This is a genomic window from Pseudomonas wadenswilerensis (assembly GCF_024749185.1).
In the GTDB taxonomy this organism is placed as follows: domain Bacteria; phylum Pseudomonadota; class Gammaproteobacteria; order Pseudomonadales; family Pseudomonadaceae; genus Aquipseudomonas; species Aquipseudomonas wadenswilerensis.
The window spans coordinates 2792177-2809205 of record NZ_CP087191.1 but is presented as its reverse complement, the minus strand read 5'-3'; the positions used below and the strand labels follow the sequence as shown (position 1 = coordinate 2809205).

Annotated in this window: 13 protein-coding genes; 8 read left to right on the top strand and 5 right to left on the bottom strand. The window is 62.8% G+C overall.

Going from position 1 to position 17029, the window contains the following annotated elements; all coding sequences use genetic code 11:
• Positions 1-18 precede the first annotated feature (18 nt).
• The 3 genes from LOY45_RS12890 to nosR all read right to left on the bottom strand — a co-directional run bounded on the left by LOY45_RS12890 (position 19) and on the right by nosR (position 3693).
• A complete protein-coding gene (locus tag LOY45_RS12890; protein WP_233673391.1) occupies positions 19-1290 on the bottom strand; it encodes an NTP/NDP exchange transporter in 1272 nt (423 codons plus the stop codon).
• A gap of 4 nt (positions 1291-1294) precedes the next feature.
• Complete coding sequence (locus tag LOY45_RS12885; protein WP_115086583.1) at positions 1295-2206, bottom strand: aldo/keto reductase; 912 nt, start codon at positions 2204-2206, stop codon at positions 1295-1297.
• Positions 2207-2340: 134 nt separating this feature from the next.
• Entirely contained in the window at positions 2341-3693 is a 1353-nt protein-coding gene (nosR, locus tag LOY45_RS12880) for a response regulator c-di-GMP phosphodiesterase, NosR family (RefSeq protein ID WP_258579244.1), read from the bottom strand.
• Positions 3694-3903: 210 nt separating this feature from the next.
• Here nosR and LOY45_RS12875 point away from each other — a divergent pair, with 210 nt between their 5' ends.
• The 5 genes from LOY45_RS12875 to LOY45_RS12855 are packed head-to-tail and all read left to right on the top strand — an operon-like array spanning position 3904 to position 12199.
• Positions 3904-6153 (top strand): putative bifunctional diguanylate cyclase/phosphodiesterase, encoded by a 2250-nt coding sequence (locus LOY45_RS12875; RefSeq protein WP_258579243.1) that lies wholly within the window; start codon positions 3904-3906, stop codon positions 6151-6153.
• Positions 6150-8024: a putative bifunctional diguanylate cyclase/phosphodiesterase gene (locus tag LOY45_RS12870; protein ID WP_115086580.1), complete on the top strand. Its 1875-nt coding sequence runs from the start codon at positions 6150-6152 to the stop codon at positions 8022-8024. Before LOY45_RS12875 ends, LOY45_RS12870 begins: the two co-directional genes overlap by 4 nt.
• 10 nt (positions 8025-8034) lie before the next feature.
• Positions 8035-8994: a cytochrome-c peroxidase gene (locus LOY45_RS12865; RefSeq protein WP_258579242.1), complete on the top strand. Its 960-nt coding sequence runs from the start codon at positions 8035-8037 to the stop codon at positions 8992-8994.
• Positions 8991-10799, top strand: a complete 1809-nt coding sequence (locus LOY45_RS12860) for a DAHL domain-containing protein (RefSeq protein ID WP_258579241.1) — start codon at positions 8991-8993, stop codon at positions 10797-10799. The genes LOY45_RS12865 and LOY45_RS12860 overlap by 4 nt, the downstream gene beginning before the upstream one ends.
• A complete protein-coding gene (locus LOY45_RS12855) occupies positions 10796-12199 on the top strand; it encodes an ATP-binding protein (protein WP_115086577.1) in 1404 nt (467 codons plus the stop codon). The genes LOY45_RS12860 and LOY45_RS12855 overlap by 4 nt, the downstream gene beginning before the upstream one ends.
• A gap of 386 nt (positions 12200-12585) precedes the next feature.
• Here the strand turns inward: LOY45_RS12855 and LOY45_RS12850 are convergent, their stop codons facing one another.
• A complete protein-coding gene (locus tag LOY45_RS12850) occupies positions 12586-13545 on the bottom strand; it encodes an HlyD family secretion protein (protein WP_115086576.1) in 960 nt (319 codons plus the stop codon).
• 3 nt (positions 13546-13548) lie between these two features.
• Positions 13549-13899, bottom strand: coding sequence for a DUF3302 domain-containing protein (locus tag LOY45_RS12845; protein ID WP_115086575.1), 351 nt, complete (start codon positions 13897-13899; stop codon positions 13549-13551).
• A 156-nt stretch (positions 13900-14055) separates the two neighbouring features.
• Between LOY45_RS12845 and napE the strand changes: the two genes are divergently transcribed.
• From napE to napA, 3 genes are read left to right on the top strand one after another with little or no spacing between them, the layout of a single operon-like run.
• The gene (napE, locus tag LOY45_RS12840; RefSeq protein ID WP_115086574.1) at positions 14056-14226 is read left to right on the top strand and encodes a periplasmic nitrate reductase, NapE protein; all 171 of its coding nucleotides are present in this window, start codon (positions 14056-14058) and stop codon (positions 14224-14226) included.
• Positions 14227-14256: 30 nt separating this feature from the next.
• Positions 14257-14517: a chaperone NapD gene (locus LOY45_RS12835; protein ID WP_115086573.1), complete on the top strand. Its 261-nt coding sequence runs from the start codon at positions 14257-14259 to the stop codon at positions 14515-14517.
• Positions 14514-17018 (top strand): nitrate reductase catalytic subunit NapA, encoded by a 2505-nt coding sequence (gene napA, locus LOY45_RS12830; RefSeq protein ID WP_258579240.1) that lies wholly within the window; start codon positions 14514-14516, stop codon positions 17016-17018. Before LOY45_RS12835 ends, napA begins: the two co-directional genes overlap by 4 nt.
• Positions 17019-17029 lie beyond the last annotated feature (11 nt).

Genomic DNA, 17029 nt, shown 5'->3' with positions numbered 1-17029 from the left:
GCCGGTTCAGCCAGCACATCAATGGCGCCCATCCTCGCGCCGGCGCTGCTGACGCCCCAGCCACCATCCGGTCCCCGCCCAGCCCAAGGCAATACCCGCGCCGATCAACATCGCCAGTTGCGGATGATCGCCCATGACATCCAGCCCACGCTTGAGCCAGCCACTCACGGCATCGCCGCCGCGATAGACCACGGTGTCGGTAAAATTCTTGGCCTTGTACTTCTGCTCCGGCTCCACCACGGTGTAGAGCATCTCGCGCCCCGGCCGCACCAGCGCGTACTCACCCACCCGGCGCACCACCATGACCAGCACGAACACGGCAAACAGCGGCGTCAGGGCCAGCCAGATAAACCCCAGCACCATCACCAATGGCACCGCCACCAGCAACACCCCGACCCCGAGCTTGCGCGCAATATGCCCGGTGACGAACACCTGGGTAAGAATCGCCAGGGCCTGCACGGCGCTGTCGATCAGGCCGAACACCTGGGTCTGTTCGGTGCGGCTGGTAAAGTGCTCGGCCACCAGCCGCGCCTGCTCGAAGTACAGGAAGGTGCTAACGCTGGCCAGCAACACCACGAACACCGCGATGCCCAGCAGGTAGGGCGAACGCAACACCTCGCTGGCACCCGCAAAAGGATTGCCGCCCAACGGTTTTGAACGGGGGTGCTCGGTTTGCGCCGGTAACGGATACAGGTCGCGCCAGTGCTGCAGGTACATGGCCGCGACCACGCTACCGAGCAGGAACACCGTGGCCAGCACCACCAGCCCTGCATGGCCGATCAGCCCCACCAGCAAGGTCCCGAGCAACGGCCCGAGCAAGCCGCCGAAACTTGCCCCCGCCGCCAGCAAACCAAACAGGCGCTTGGCCTGCTCGCTGGAGAACAGGTCGGCGAGCACGCTCCAGGCCAGCGAGATGGTCAGCAGGTTGAACATCGACAACCAGATGTAGAACGCCCGCGCGCCCCACAGGTTGTCGGGTTGCACGGCAAACAAGGCGGCGAACAGCAGCAGGTTGCTGGCCATGAACGCATAGGTCCAGGGCAGGATACGCCGGCGCTGTACCTTGGAAGCCAGCCAGCCGAACAACGGCAAGGCAATCAGGGTGACGATGAAGGTGCCGGTGAACAGCCATTGCAGGTTCTCGACGCCACCGGCCACGCCCATGGTCTCGCGCACCGGGCGCAACATGAAGTAGCCGGCGAACAACAGAAAGAACAAGGCCAGGCCAGCGACCACCGCCGGCGATTCGCCGGGCCTGACATTCAACAGCCGGGTGCTCAGGCGTTTCATGGCCTTAGCCGAACTGCTTGATCAGTTCTTGTTGTTGCTGGGCCCCGAGCAGCGGCCCGCTGCCGGCCTTGAGCTGATCCAGTTGGCGATCCGGGCGGCTGGTGGCCGGGATCACCGTGGTCACTGCCGGGTGGCTGATGGCGAACTTGAGAAACAGCTGCGCCCAGCTGCCGATCCCCGCCTCTGTCGCCCAGCCGGGCAAGGCCTGGCCCTTGACCCTGGCAAATAGCCGGCCGTCGTCGAAAGCGCGGTTGATCAATACCGCCACGCCCTTGTCCTGGGCCAGAGGCAGTACCGTACGCGCGGCATTGGGAGCATTGACCGAATAATGGATCTGGATGAAGTCCAGGGCTTCACTGCGCAGGATCTGCTCCAGCTCATCCAGGCCGCTGTCAATGTAGTGGGTTACGCCGACATAGCGGGTCAGGCCCTGGGCCTTGAGTTCGCGGGCATAGGGCAATTGGTGCCGCCAGTCGCGCAGGTTGTGGATCTGCAGCAGGTCGACCTTGTCGGTACGCAGCTTTTGCAGGGACCCGGCCCACTGCGCTTCGGCCCCCGCGCGGCTGTCAGCAGCGATCTTGGTGGCGATGAAGGTGTTATCCCGCCAGCCACCCTCCTCCAGCAACTGGCCAAGCATTGCATCGGCGCCGCCGTAGTTGGGCGAGGTGTCGATCACTCGGCCGCCGCCGTTAAAGAACACCTTGAGCACTTCCTTGAGCTGTTGGTACTCGGCGGAACCGGCCTCGACCTCGAAACTGCCGGAAGTACCGGCACCGATTACCGGCAGCGCCTCGCCCGTTGCAGGAATCTTGCGGGTCAGCAATCCCGTGCGGGGCTGGGCAAAGGCCGCGCGGGTGAAAGCCAGCCCTGCGGCCAGGGTGGCACTGGCCGCGAGAAAGTGGCGACGGGTAGGCATGGCACACCTCCTGAGAAGACCTGGGCTCAAGGGCTAAAAGCTTAGTGCCACCTGCGTAAGCATGCCGAAAGCAGTGCACCGGCATTCGTTACTGCATGTAAAACCGCCACGGAGTACATTTGTACTCCACCGTATCAAGCCGTGGTTTGCGCAACGGCAGGCAATACCAGTTCCTCGGGGGCTTTGACGAAAATACTGTACTTGCCGCCCTCCATCTCTTCGAAGGCGATCAGCTTGTCCACCAGTGCCGCGCTCAGCACTTTGCCGGCATTGAGCAGGAGCATGCCGTTGTCGGCATTGAGATTGCGCGCCAGCACCATGCCGCCAGCCAGATCGCGGGTGCTCAGCACCTTGACCGTCGGATCGGCCAGGGTCACATCACTGAGGAACTCGGCGCAGACCTTGACGAAATCCTCCACCAGCCCCGGGTCGTATAGCTTGCCGGCGTACCTGCGGATATACACCAGCGCTTCATCGCTGTTCATTTGCCGTTCAAGGATCAAGCCGCGTTGCAGCTCGATGAAATCCACCGCCAGTTTCAGCCAGCGCGCATCCTGGGGAATGGCCTCACCCTTGAGACGGCCGGGAAAGCCGCTGCCATCCCAGCGTTCCTGGTGGTGAAGGATGATGCGCGCCGCTTCCTTCATCGGCTCCAGGGTCATTACCAGCGACTCGCTGTGCTGCGGATAGGCCCGGTACAGATCGCGCTCGGTATGCGGCAGCAGGTCCGCCGGGCACGTCAGCATGCTGTCGCTCCAGCTCATCTTGCCGATGTTGTACAGCGCCGCCGCCATGGTCAGGTCGCGGCTGCGGCCTTCGTCCAGACGGTGGCGGGTGCAGCACACGCGGATCAGTTCGATGACCTGGCGGTTGGTCTGCTTGGCTTTGGGCAGGCGCAGGTTGGCCAGCAGCGAGAACACTTCGGTGCCGGTCACGTAACTGCGCTTGAGTTCTTCGTAGGCCAGGTCGAGCATGTCGGCGGTCTGCTGCAGTTCGGCGGTACGCGCCGCAACGCGCTGTTCGAGGCTGGCGTTGAGCGCCTTGAGTTGCTGGTTCTGCGTCTGGGCCAGCTGTTCCAGGCGCCGCCGTTCGCTTTCCGAATGCTGGTAGGCCAGCGCCTGGCGCAGGGTTACCAGCAATTCTTCGTCATTCCAGGGTTTGCTGATATAGCGATGGATCTGACCGTCGTTGATGGCTTTGGCGATGGTGTCCATGTCGGCATAGCCAGTGAGCAGGATGCGCAAGGTCGCGGGAAAACGCTGATGGATGTGCGCCAGCAAGGTGGCGCCGTCCATGTTGGGCATGCGCGCATCGCTGATCACCAGGCTGACCGGGCGCTGTTCAAGCACTTCGAGGGCCCGGGCGCCGCTTTCAGCCAGCAACACCTCGTAAGGCTGGCTGCGCAGCAGGCGGCGCAAGCTGTTGAGAATCGAGGTTTCGTCGTCGACCAGCAACACGACGGGTTTATCCGCTACGGGTTCTTCCATGGTCCCCTCCCTGCACCTTGGGCCTGCGCACCAGCTCCTGAACACAGGCTAGATGACATTTGCCGAAACGGTCGACCTTTGTGCCCGGGTTCGCGCATGGGCATTTGCCTGACTATGCTGACCCTGAAGGTGTTCCATGAGCATTGCTACCAGGGAGGGTTGCCCGATGCACGTCCACTTGCCGGTTGCGCGCGCCATCGGAGCGTTGCGATGAGCCAGCCACCGACCGACATCAATCGCCGGATTCTGATCGTCGACGATACGCCGTCAATTCATGAGGACTTTCGCAAGATCCTCGACGCCGGCTCCTGCACCCACGACGCGCTGGGGGAAACCGAGCACGCGCTGTTCGGCGCCCCGCCGACGGCGCCAGCCCAGCACTTCGACCTCGATTCAGCCTTCCAGGGCGAGCAGGCGCTGGCCAAGGTCGAGGCGGCCCTGAATGCCCAGGCGCCCTATGCCATGGCGTTCATCGATATGCGCATGCCGCCCGGCTGGGACGGCCTGCAGACCATCGCACGGCTCTGGCAGGTCGATCCCAAATTGCAGGTTGCGCTCTGCACCGCCTATTCCGACTATTCATGGGAAGACATCACCGGCCAGCTTGACCTGGGTGACCGCCTGCTGATCCTGAAAAAGCCTTTCGATGCCATCGAGATCCGGCAAATGGCCAATGCCCTGACGGTCAAATGGCAGATGACCGAACAGGCCGCACTCAAGGCCGAACGCCTGGAGCAGGCGGTCGAAGCGCGCACCCGCGAGCTGGCCGATGCCAATATCATCGTGCAGAACAGCCCGACCATTCTCTACCGGCTAAGGGGCGAGCCGCCCTTTGCCCTGATGTACATCTCGCACAACATCACCAAGTTCGGTCACTCGGCAGCCCGGCTGGTCGGTGCTGCGGATTGGGCCAGCACCCTGGTGCATGCCGATGACCTGGGCAAACTCGACGAGGCCATGGCGCGGGTACTGGACCGTGATGCCGCCGCGGCCTCCATCGAGTTCCGCCTGCGCACCGCCGATGACACCCTGCGCTGGGTCGAGAACCGCTATATCCCGGTACGCAACGCCCAGGGCCAGCTGGTGGAAATCGAAGGCATCATCCTCGACATTACCGAGCGCCGCCTGGCCGAAGAGAAATTCGCCCTGATGGCACGTACCGATGGCCTCACCGGCCTTGCCAACCGGGCCATGCTGATCGAGCGCCTGCACCAGGCGTTTGCCGCCGCCAGGCGCGGTGCAACGCCATTTGCGATGTTCTACCTGGACCTGGATCATTTCAAACGGGTCAATGACACCCTCGGCCATCCGGTCGGTGACTTGCTGTTGCAGGAGGTGGCACGACGGCTCAGCGCCTGCACCCGCGAGAACGACGTGGTTGCCCGCCTGGGTGGCGACGAGTTTGCCATTCTGCAACTGGACGTCGACGAGCCGACCCGCTGTGCCGCCCTGGCCAGCAAGGTCTGCGATGCCCTGGCCCAGCCCTACTACCTGGACAACAATGCCGTGCGCCTGTCGTCGAGCATCGGCATCAGCCTGTACACCCCCCAGTGCCTGAGCGCCGATGGCTTGCTGGCACAATCGGACATGGCCCTGTACCGGGCCAAGGAAAAAGGCCGCAACCAGTTCCAGTTCCATAGCGAGGAGATCACCCGCGAAGTCGGCGAGCGGGTAACCCTGGCCAACGACCTCAAGCACGCGCTGGAGCACGACGAGCTGCAGTTGCAGTTCCTGCCGGAGATCGACCTGGGGAGTGGCAAGGTGCTCGGCATGGCGGCCCGGGTGCGCTGGCTGCACCCCGAGCGCGGCTGGCTGGCACCCGAGGTGTTCATGCCGGCGGCGGAAAAAACCGGTGTCAGCATCGCCCTTGGCCATTGGCTGCTGGACCAGGCGTGTCGGCAGATGCGCCAGTGGCATGACCAGGGCATCGCGCCACCGTTGATCGCCATGGAGGTTTCACTGACCCAGCTCAAGTCGGGCGCGGACCTGATCTACGACGTGTTGCGCACCACCGCCCGCTGGAACATCTGCCCCTGGGAATTGCGCTTCGACGTCACCGAAGCGACCCTGGCGCAAACCAAGTGGACCCACAACGATATCCTTCCCCGGCTGTGCCAATTGGGGGTGAAGATTGCCATCGACAATTTCGGCAGCGAGTATTCCTCGTTCGACTACCTCAAGACCTACCGGGTCAACCATCTCAAACTGGCCCCGCAACTACTCGACTGCGCCAGCAACGACCCCGATTGCGCGCAGACCTTGCGCGCCATCATCAACTTTGCCCGTGACGTCGGTATCGGCATCATCGCCGACCGGCATGAACTGTCGCAGCCACATGACCTCCTCGGAAGCGACGCTGCCCAGCCGATCAGCCATGCCTTCAGCCGCTCGCTGGACAGCGCCCAGGCGCTGGAACTGCTGAAGCTCGACAGCATGCCACTGCCGCAGGTGAGGCGATGAACCCGCTCAGCCAACCCGCCAACCGGCGAATCCTGATCATCGACGACACCCCGGCAATCCATCAGGATTTTCGCAAGATCCTCAGCCCCGAGCCGCTGGGCCGGGAGTCGCTGGAAGCTACCGAGGCGCTGCTGTTCGGCTCATCCGCCAGGCGACGCCTGCAGTTCGAACTCGATTCCGCCTACCGGGGTGAAGACGCGCTGGAGCTGGTCACCCGCGCACGTGCGCAAGGCCGTCCCTACGCCATGGCATTCACCGACATGCGCATGCCCCCTGGCTGGGATGGCCTGGAAACCGTCAAGGCATTGTGGAAGGCCGACCCGCACCTGCAAATTGCCCTGTGCACGGCGTTCTCGGACTACTCCTGGGACGAACTGGCCGAGCACATCGAGTTCGGCGACCAGTTGCTGATCCTGAAAAAGCCCTTCGACAGTCTGGAAATCCGCCAGATGGCCAATGCCCTGAGCTGGAAGTGGCAACTGGCCCAGGACGCCACGCGCAAGCTGCATGATCTGCAACGCACCGTCGAGGAGCGGGTGCAGGAGCTGCTGCAGGTGTCCCGACTGCTGCACTACGACGCCCTTACCGGTTTGCCCAACAGCACACTGCTCGGTGACCGCCTGACCCAGCATCTGTTGCATGCGCGTCGTCACGAGCGCAAGGCCGCGGTGATGTTCCTTGGCCTGGACCGCTTCAAGCGCATCAACAATGCCCTTGGCCATCCGGTCGGCGACGAAGTGCTCAAACAGGTCGCAGCACGGCTGACCAGCAGCGTACGCGAGTCGGACTCGGTGTTCCGCTACGGCGCCGACGAGTTCGTGGTGATCCTCTGCGACATTGTCCATCCGCAGCAAACCCAGGGCGTCGCCGAAAAGCTCCTGGCCTCGATCAGCATGCCGCATGCCCTGGCGGGCCATGACCTGACGGTGACCGCGAGCATGGGTATCAGCCTTTATCCCGATGACGGTAGCGACCCGGTGTGGCTGATCAAGAAGGCCGAGACCGCGATGCGCAATGTCAAGGACAGCGGCCCCAACGATTTCAACTTTTTCATCGACGACATGAACCTGCGCGCGCGCCGCCAGCAGTCTATGGAAAGCGGCCTGCGCCTGGCCCTCAAGCGTGACGAGTTTGTCCTGCACTATCAGCCCAAGGTGGACTTGCGCCACGGCACCATCGTCGGTGCCGAGGCGCTGGTGCGCTGGCAGCGTCCCGACCACGGCTGGGTGTACCCCGCCGATTTCATTCCGGTGGCCGAGGACAGCGGCCTGATTATCGCCCTCAGCCAGTGGGTGCTACGCCAGGCCTGTGGCCAGGCACGCGCGTGGCAAGCGCAAGGAATGGCGCCATTGCGCGTTTCGGTGAATGTCTCGGCCATGGACTTTCGCCAGCGCGGCTTTGTCGACAACCTGGCCGGCGTGCTCAATGACACCGGCCTTGACCCGTCGCTACTCGAACTGGAAATCACCGAAAGCGTGCTGATGCGCAACGTCGACGCCACGGTCGTCACCCTGCAGGCGATCAAGCAACTGGGTGTGCGCCTGGCCATCGATGACTTCGGCACCGGGTATTCGAGCCTCAGCTATCTGCAGAAATTCCCCGTCGATGTGTTGAAGATCGACAAGTCTTTTGTCCGCGAGATGGGCAGCGACAACAACGATGCCCGGCTGGTCAGCAGCATCATCAGCCTGGGCAAGAGCCTGAACCTGAACATTATCGCCGAGGGGGTTGAAACCGCCGAGCAACTGAGCTTCCTCAAGGCCCAGGACTGTGAGCAAGGCCAGGGCTACTACTTCAGCAAACCGCTAGACCCTGCAGCGTTCGCCCGGCTGCTGCACACCTACCCACAACGCATCGCACCCCACGATTGAGAGCGCATGGATGGCACAACCCCTCCCCTTGCTGGTAGTTGCAGCAACCCTTGGCGCCAGCGCCGTGGCCCTGGCACAAAGCGTTGGCGGGCCGCTCATGCCGCTGCCGGCCCTACCGGTACTGGCTGCCGAGCGGGTCGAACTGGGCCGCAAGCTGTTCAACGATCCACGTCTGTCGAGCAACAACAGCCTGTCCTGCGCCAGTTGCCATCAACTCGACCATGGCGGTGCCGACCGTTTGCCGCGCTCGCTCGGCGTCGATGCCAAGCCCTTGCCGGTCAATACCCCCAGTGTATTCAACGCCAGCCTGAATTTTCGCCAGTTCTGGGATGGCCGCGCGCAAACCCTGGAGCAGCAAGCGCACCTGGTGGTGCAAAGCCCGACGGAAATGGGCAGCGACTGGACGGTAGTGGTGCAACGCATTGCCGCCGACCCGCAGTACCGCAGCGGCTTTGCCCAGGCCTACAGCGAAGGCGTGAGCGAGCACAGCATCCAGAATGCCCTGGCCACCTTCCAGCGCACCTTGCTCACCCCCGGCTCGCGCTTCGACCGTTACCTGCAAGGCAACACCGAGACCCTCACAACCGAAGAAAAATACGGCTATCAGCGCTTTCAGGAGTATGGCTGCATCGCCTGTCACCAGGGGGTGAACATCGGCGGCAACATGTTCCAGAAATTCGGTGTGCTGGGTGACTACTTCAAAGACCGCGGCAACCCGAGCGAGGCAGACCTGGGGCGCTACAACGTCACCGGTGACGAGGACGACCGGCATGTGTTCAAAGTGCCCAGCCTGCGCAATGTCGCGGTCACCGCACCGTACTTTCATGACGGCTCGGCAGCGACCCTGGAAGCGGCGGTCGAGGTCATGTTCCGCTATCAGCTCGGGCGCACGCCAAGCGCCGAGGACCAGGCGCTGATCGTCCAGTTCCTCAAGACCCTGACCGGTGAATGGGAGGGCAAACCGTTATGAGACTGACCCACCGGCACGGTCTGTTCCTGTTGGGCGCCAGTGCGGCGCTGTTGGCCTCGGTTCTGGTGTACCTGTACATCATGTCCAAGGCCGATGAAACCGAAACCTACGCCCGGGCCCGCGACCTGGTCCGGCAGATCAAGCAATACGACTCGCAATGGGAAAACGAGATCCTCAAGGCGCGCATCACCATCAGCTACAACTATGACCCGCTGGTGTCGCCGCTGGTGGAGATGACGCGCCTGTGGCAGGCGTTCGAAACCACAGAGGCCCTGCATGGCCACAGCGATACACCCGCCTGGCGCACGGCCTACGCCGATTACCAGGGCGCCCTGGCGCAGAAGTCGCGGCTGGTGGAACAGTTCAAGTCGCATAACGCCGTGCTGCGCAATTCCCTGGCCTTTTTACCGACCGCCGAAGATGGTATCCAGGCCCAGCTAGGGCAGCTTGCAGATGCCGACAAACTGCGCCTGCACACCATCGCCACCGACACCTACGACCTGATGCTCAGCAGCCTCGAGTTCGCCCAGATGACCACCGATGACAAGGCCGCCGACATACTGGTCGGGCTGAACAAGCTGGCCATCAACAAAGAGCGCCTGCCTGTCGAGTTCCACGCCCCCATCGATATCCTCAGCAACCACATTGCCTTGATCCTGCGCGAGCAACCCAAGGTCAACCAACTGCTTGAACAGATCGAGGCAGTGCCGGTGGCCGAACGCCTGGACGACATCACGTTGATGCTCGATCGCGACGAGCGTGCCGCCACCCTGGTCGACCAGCAGTACCATTTCTACCTGCTGGTGTTCTCCACCCTGCTGGTCCTGCTGTTGATCTACATGGGCATACGCCTGATGCGCAGCTTTGGCGAGATCAACCGGGTCAACCGCGCGCTGGTCAGTGCCAACGACGAGCTCGAGCAACGGGTCGAGGAGCGCACCCGCCAGCTCAAGGACACCCAGAGCGAACTGCTCGACACCGCGCGCCAGGCCGGCATGGCGGAAATCGCCACCAACGTTCTGCATAATGTCGGCAACGTGCTCAACAGCGTGAACATTTCCGCCGACCTGGTGACCCGCAAGCTGCGCAACAGCAAGGCTCTGGGCCTGGGCAAGGCCATGCAGCTGATCAATGAGCACCCCGACGACCTGGGGCGTTACCTGAGCGAAGACGCCAAAGGCAAAATGCTCCCTGGTTACCTCAACCAGCTGGTCGAGGCGATCAGCCTGGAGCAGAAGGAAATGGCCGATGAGCTGACCCAGTTGAGCAAGAGCGTCGATCACATCAAGGACATCGTCGCCACCCAGCAATCCTATGCCGGGGCCAGCACGTTGCTGGAGCCGCTGGTGGTCAGCACGCTGCTCGAAGATGCCCTGCGCATGAACGCCGGCGCCCTCACCCGCCACCACGTTACGGTGCTCAAGGAGTACGACGAAGTACCGCGGATCATGGGCGATAAACACCGCCTGCTGCTGATTCTGATCAACCTGATCAGCAACGCCAAATACGCTATGTCGGACGTGTGCAATCACGCCCGCAACATGACCCTGGGGGTCAACCGGCTCGACGACACCCTGCAGATCAGCGTCACCGACGAAGGCGAAGGCATTGCCCCGGAAAACATGACGCGGATCTTTGCCCACGGCTTTACCACCCGCAAGGAAGGCCATGGTTTCGGCCTGCACAGCTGCGCCCTGGCCGCGGTGGAAATGAACGGCCACCTGGCGGCCTACAGCGACGGGCCGGGCAAGGGTGCCCGCTTCGTCCTGCAAATCCCGTTGATAATCGCCGAAGGTGAATCATGACCGAGCCCTGCAACCGGCGCATCCTGCTGATCGACGACACGCCGGCGATCCATGACGATTTTCGCAAGATCCTGGCCCCGGAATGCGCCTCCAACCCCGATCTCGATGCCCTGGAAAACGCCCTGTTCGGCGAAGCACCCAAGGCCGTCACCACCGTGTTCGAACTCGATTCGGCCTACGGTGGCCAGGAAGGCCTGGGCAAACTGCTCGATGCAGCGAGCCACCAGCGGCCCTACGCCCTGGCCTTCGTCGACATGCGCATGCCCGATGGCTGGGATGGCGCGCAGACCATTGAAGCGCTGTGGCAACACGACCCGTTGCTGCAGGTGGTGGTGTGCACGGCGTATTCGGACTACTCCTGGGACGAGTTGCTCGACCGCCTGAACGGCCATGACCGCCTGCTCATCCTGAAAAAACCGTTCGACAACATCGAAGTCCTGCAGATGGCCAACACCCTCACCACCAAGTGGGAAATGACCGCCCGTGCCCAGTTGCAGATGAACCAACTGGAACAGCGGGTCGAGCAGCGCACCCTGGCATTGACCCAGGCCAGCGCCGCGCTGCAACGGGAGATCGACGAGCGCAAGCTGCTGGAAAGCCAACTGGTGCAATCGGAGAAACTTGCGTCCCTGGGCCAGTTGGCGGCAGGCGTCGCCCACGAGGTCAACAACCCGATTGGCTTCGTATCATCCAACCTGGGGGCGCTGGACGACTATTTCAGCCGCTTGCAGGACATGCTCAAGGCCTACCGCGACGCCGAGACGGCCATCGACCCGACAGCGCTGAGTGCAAGCCTGGCGAAACTGCGCACCGAGATCGAACTGGACTACATCCTCGAGGACATTCCCCAGCTGATCCGCGAGTCCAAGGACGGCATCAGCCGCGTTGGCCAGATCGTCAAGGACCTCAAGGACTTCTCCCGGGTGGACTCCAGCCAGGACTGGCAGTGGACCAATCTGCAGCAGGGTATCGAGTCGACCCTGAACATCGTTGCCAGCGAACTCAAGTACAAGGCCGATGTGCTCAAGGACTATGCGCCGTTGCCCGAGGTCGAATGCCTGCCCTCGCAGATCAACCAGGTGATCATGAACCTGGTGGTCAATGCCGCCCAGGCCATTGGCCCGGAGCGCGGCACCATCACCCTGCGTACCGGCTGCGAGGGCGAGCAGGTATGGATTGAAGTGGCCGACAATGGCTCGGGCATAGCCGCCGACAGCCTGCAAAAGATCTTCGACCCCTTCTACACCACCAAGCCGGTTGGCCAGGGTACGGGGCTGGGATTGTCGTTGTCGTACGGGATCATCAAGCGCCATCGAGGGGAAATCCGCGTGCACAGCGAGCTCGGTGCCGGCACTACATTCAGGATCGAACTGCCAATACGTCAGGCGCGGGCGGCCTAGCGCTGCAGCAATGGCCTCATCGCGGGGCAAGCCCGCTCCTACAGATATAGCGCCAATCCTGTGGGAGCTGGCCTTGCCAGCGATCGAGCGCGAAGCGGTCGTAATCCAGGCGACACTTGATGTGTTGGCTGTACCGGCCTCATCGCTGGCAAGCCAGCTCCCACAGTGGATTTCTGTACGCCGGACTTGTGGGAGCTGGCCTTGCCAGCGATCGAGCGCGCAGCGGTCGTAATCCAGGCGACACTTGATGTGTTGGCTGTACCGGCCTCATCGCCGGCAAGGCCAGCTCCCACAGAGGTCGTAATCCAGGCGACACCTGATGTGCTGGCTGTACCGGCCTCATCGCTGGCAAAGCCCGCTCCCACAGGTCGCACATTTGCACGCCGTCAATGAAACGGGAAGATGTAGTTCATCCACGCGGCCATGCGCAGGAGGATCTTGCGCATGGTGGCGATATGCGGAAAGTGCTTGCTGTACAGCGCTGCCTGGCCATAGGCACCGCCGGGCATCTGCTTGGCGTACTGGGCGAACGCCGGGTCGTCGATTTCGATGATCACCGGTACCCGCCCTGCCGGGGGGGAGCCTGTGTAGCTGACCAGGTTGCCGGAGGGCTGGACCTGGCCTTCGCCTATCACCGCGATGACATTCTTGACCTTGCCGTGAAACACCTTGCCCGGAATGCCGTCGAAGGCCACTTCCGCGTCATCGCCGGGCACCAGGCGCAACAGGCTGTTCTGGCGCATCCAGGCGGCGAAGTACTGGCCCTCTTCAGGGATGAACACCATCGACGGGCGCAGCGGCAAGGCACTGGCCATCATCCCCGCGCGCAACGATACATGGGTGACATAGCCCTTGCTCGGCGCCCGCACCACGGTGCTGTCGAGTTCGAACTGGGCGTTGTCCAGTTGCGCCTGCAGGTCGTCGACCCGGGCGATGGCCGCTTCCTGCTCGCGGCGGGTACCGAAGTTGCGTTTGATCAGCTCGTTGATGCGGTACAGATCACCCCTGGCGGCGACGATCTGCGCCTTGAGCGAGCGCAAGCGGTGCTCGAACGGCGCCGGGTCGATGCGAAACAGCACATCGCCCTTCTCCAGCGGCTGGTTGCCCTTGACCGGCACCTCGATCACTTTGCCGGTGACCACCGGGATCACCGGCACCGAGACGAAATACGAACGCGCTACCTCCGAATACGGGTGGTTGTAGTTCATGGTGAAGATCAGCGCACCGATCATGACGATGCCACCGAGTACCGCAGTGGGCACAGTCCATTTGTTCAGCGGGATGCGAAACAGCTTGAAGATCGCCACGCAGATCGCGGCGTAGGTAAGGATCAGTAGCAGGTCCATGGCTCAGATGCCTTCGCCGCGTTCGTCAGCGGCGGATGTTCCTTCGAGTCGGTCGAGGCGTTGTTGCAGTTCGAGTACCTGTTGTTCCAGGCGCAGCACATGGTTTTGCGGCGACTTGCCGTCGCCGAACCCCCAGCCGCGATCTTCGCGGTAGAGCATCGCCCAGATCCACAGGAACGGCCACAGCGCATGCAGGGTGAACAGGCTGACCCAGCCGGTGGCATGGATCGCATCCTGGTGCGGATGATTGCGGTGCACGGCAATTTCGTAGGGGATGTCGTGCAACACAATGATCCCGTAGAACAGCACCAGGCCGACGAAAATCAACAAACCCAAGGCGAAGTAATCGAGCATGATCGCTTACCGGCGCTGTGCTGTGAGCAGTGGCTTGAGTGTAGATCACCGATTGCCTTGTCAAGCTGCAGGCCGTGTATACCGTTGGTCGCGCCACACGGCCGGCGCATGGAAGGCTGGACTAGGCTCAGTTCACTTTCGACTGGAGATCGCTCCATGTCACTGGCTGAAGAACAGAAGATTGCGCGCAGAAAGGAAACCCTGCTGTTCGTGTTTCTGGTTGTCTGCCTGTTCCCCTTGCTCTCGGTCGCCATTGTCGGCGGCTATGGCTTTCTCGTCTGGTTTTACCAGTTGCTCTACGGCCCGCCCGGCCCACCCAACGGATAGCCCGCGCCCGCAGACTACTGGAGCCAGCCCATGGATGAAGCCCTGCACATTGCCAGCCTGGTGGTACACGCCCGCCCCGAACTGCTCGAGGCGGTGAAAGCCAACCTGCGCCTGCTCGACCACCTCGAACTGCACCGGCAAAGCGCCGCCGGCAAGCTGGTGGTGGTGCTCGAGGCAAGCGATGAACAGCAGATCCTGCAGCGCATCGAACAGATCAACAGCCTGCCCGGCGTGCTCAACGCCGCCCTGATCTACCACGAACTCCTCGCCCCAGAAGGAGACAGCCCATGAGCATGACCCGCCGTGAATTCGCCAAGGCCCAGGCCGCCGCCATCGCTGCCGCCGCAGCCGGCCTGCCGATCTTTACCGATGCCAGCAACCTGGTGACCGAGGCCGACCTGGTCACCCTGAACTGGAACAAGGCGCCCTGCCGTTTCTGCGGCACCGGCTGCAGCGTGATGGTCGCCACCCGCGACAACCGCGTGGTGGCGACCCATGGCGACGTCAAGGCTGAGGTCAATCGCGGCCTCAACTGCGTCAAGGGCTACTTCCTGTCGAAGATCATGTACGGCAACGACCGCCTGACCCAGCCGTTGCTGCGCATGCGCAACGGCCAGTACGACAAGCAGGGCGAGTTCCAGCCGATCAGTTGGGACAAGGCCTTCGACATCATGGCCGCCAAGTACAAGGAAGCGCTGAAAAACAAGGGCCCGGAAGCGATCGGCATGTTTGGCTCCGGGCAATGGACGGTATGGGAAGGCTACGCCGCCAACAAGCTGATGAAGGCCGGTTTTCGCAGCAACAACATCGACCCCAACGCCCGCCACTGCATGGCCTCGGCGGTGATGGGCTTCATGCGCACCTTCGGCATGGACGAGCCGATGGGCTGCTACGACGACATCGAAGCCACCGACGCCTTCGTGCTCTGGGGCTCGAACATGGCCGAGATGCACCCGATCCTCTGGAGCCGGGTCACCGACCGCCGCCTGAGCCAGCCGCAGGTCAAGGTGGCGGTGCTGTCGACCTTCGAGCACCGCAGCTTCGACCTGGCCGACATCCCCATGGTGTTCAAACCACAAACCGACCTGCTGATCCTCAACTACATCGCCAACCACATCATCGAAAGCGGCGCAGTGAACAAGGACTTCATCAGCAAGCACACACGCTTTGCCCGGGGCGCCGACGATATCGGCTACGGCCTGCGCGCCGACGATCCACGGGAAGCCAAGGCCAAGAACGCCGACAAGGCCAACACCTGGAGCGATATCGACTTCGAGCAGTTCGCCGCGTTCGTGCGGCCCTACACCCTGGAGCGCGCGGCGAAGGAATCGGGCGTACCAGCGGAGCGCCTTCAGGCGCTGGCCGAGCTATATGCCGACCCCAAGCGCAAGGTGGTGTCGTTCTGGACCATGGGCTTCAACCAGCACACCCGTGGGGTGTGGGCCAACAACCTGATCTACAACATCCACCTGCTCACCGGCAAGATCAGCGAGCCGGGCAACAGCCCCTTCTCGCTCACCGGCCAGCCCTCGGCCTGTGGCACCGCCCGCGAGGTCGGGACCTTCTCGCACCGTTTGCCCGCTGACCTGGTGGTGACCAACCCCAAGCACCGCGCCACCGCCGAGAAGATCTGGAAGCTGCCTGCCGGGACCCTCCAGGAAAAGGTCGGTTTTCACGCCGTGCAGCAGAGCCGCATGCTCAAGGACGGCGTGCTCAATGTGTACTGGACCCAGGCCAGCAACAACATGCACGCCGGGCCCAATATCATGCAGGAGGTGTTGCCGGGCTGGCGCAAGCCGGAGAACTTCGTGATCGTCTCGGATGTCTACCCGACCGTGTCGGCCCAGGCCGCCGACCTGATCCTGCCCAGTGCCATGTGGGTGGAGAAGGAAGGCGCGTTCGGCAACGCCGAACGCCGCACCCAGTTCTGGCATCAACTGGTGACGGCCCCGGGCGAGGCCCGTTCGGACCTGTGGCAGCTGATGGAGTTTTCCAAGCGCTTTACCACCGACGAGGTCTGGCCCGCCGAGTTGCTGGCCAAGGCCCCGGAATACAAGGGCAAGACCCTGTTCGAAGTGCTGTACAGAAATGGCCAGGTCGACCAGTTCCCGGTCGAGCAACTGGAGGCCGGCTACCAGAACGATGAAGCCAAGGCCTTTGGTTTCTACCCGCAAAAAGGCCTGTTCGAAGAGTACGCCCAGTTTGGCCGTGGCCACGGCCATGACCTGGCCGCCTTCGACCGCTACCACAGCGAGCGCGGCTTGCGCTGGCCGGTGGTCGACGGCAAGGAAACCCGCTGGCGTTACCGCGAAGGCCTCGACCCCTATGTCGAGGCAGGCAGCGGCGTGCAGTTCTACGGCTACCCGGACAAGAAGGCGATCATCTTCGCCCTGCCCTACGAGCCGCCGGCCGAAGCGCCGGATGCCGACTATCCGTTCTGGCTCAGCACCGGCCGGGTGCTCGAGCACTGGCACACCGGGACCATGACCCAGCGCGTCGAAGAGCTGTACAAGGCGGTGCCGGATGCCTTGGTGTACATGCATCCGGAGGACGCCAAGGCCCTCAACGCCCGGCGTGGCAGCGAAGTGAAGCTGGTCAGCCGGCGTGGCGAGATTCGTGCACGGATCGAGACCCGTGGCCGCAACAAACCGCCACGGGGGCTGGTGTTCGTGCCGTTCTTCGACGCCAACAAGCTGATCAACAAAGTCACCCTGGACGCCACCGACCCGATCTCCAAGCAAACCGACTACAAGAAATGCGCCATACGCATCGAGCTGATCAGCGTGGCCTGAGGAGAACCGTC

Excerpts from the sequence above, each read along its gene's own strand:
- LOY45_RS12890 (WP_233673391.1), bottom strand. The coding sequence starts at position 1,290 with ATGAAACGCCTGAGCACCCGGCTGTTGAATGTCAGGCCCGGCGAATCG.
- LOY45_RS12885 (WP_115086583.1), bottom strand. The coding sequence starts at position 2,206 with ATGCCTACCCGTCGCCACTTTCTCGCGGCCAGTGCCACCCTGGCCGCA.
- nosR (WP_258579244.1), bottom strand. The coding sequence starts at position 3,693 with ATGGAAGAACCCGTAGCGGATAAACCCGTCGTGTTGCTGGTCGACGAC.
- LOY45_RS12875 (WP_258579243.1), top strand. The coding sequence starts at position 3,904 with ATGAGCCAGCCACCGACCGACATCAATCGCCGGATTCTGATCGTCGAC.
- LOY45_RS12870 (WP_115086580.1), top strand. The coding sequence starts at position 6,150 with ATGAACCCGCTCAGCCAACCCGCCAACCGGCGAATCCTGATCATCGAC.
- LOY45_RS12865 (WP_258579242.1), top strand. The coding sequence starts at position 8,035 with ATGGCACAACCCCTCCCCTTGCTGGTAGTTGCAGCAACCCTTGGCGCC.
- LOY45_RS12860 (WP_258579241.1), top strand. The coding sequence starts at position 8,991 with ATGAGACTGACCCACCGGCACGGTCTGTTCCTGTTGGGCGCCAGTGCG.
- LOY45_RS12855 (WP_115086577.1), top strand. The coding sequence starts at position 10,796 with ATGACCGAGCCCTGCAACCGGCGCATCCTGCTGATCGACGACACGCCG.
- LOY45_RS12850 (WP_115086576.1), bottom strand. The coding sequence starts at position 13,545 with ATGGACCTGCTACTGATCCTTACCTACGCCGCGATCTGCGTGGCGATC.
- LOY45_RS12845 (WP_115086575.1), bottom strand. The coding sequence starts at position 13,899 with ATGCTCGATTACTTCGCCTTGGGTTTGTTGATTTTCGTCGGCCTGGTG.
- napE (WP_115086574.1), top strand. The coding sequence starts at position 14,056 with ATGTCACTGGCTGAAGAACAGAAGATTGCGCGCAGAAAGGAAACCCTG.
- LOY45_RS12835 (WP_115086573.1), top strand. The coding sequence starts at position 14,257 with ATGGATGAAGCCCTGCACATTGCCAGCCTGGTGGTACACGCCCGCCCC.
- napA (WP_258579240.1), top strand. The coding sequence starts at position 14,514 with ATGAGCATGACCCGCCGTGAATTCGCCAAGGCCCAGGCCGCCGCCATC.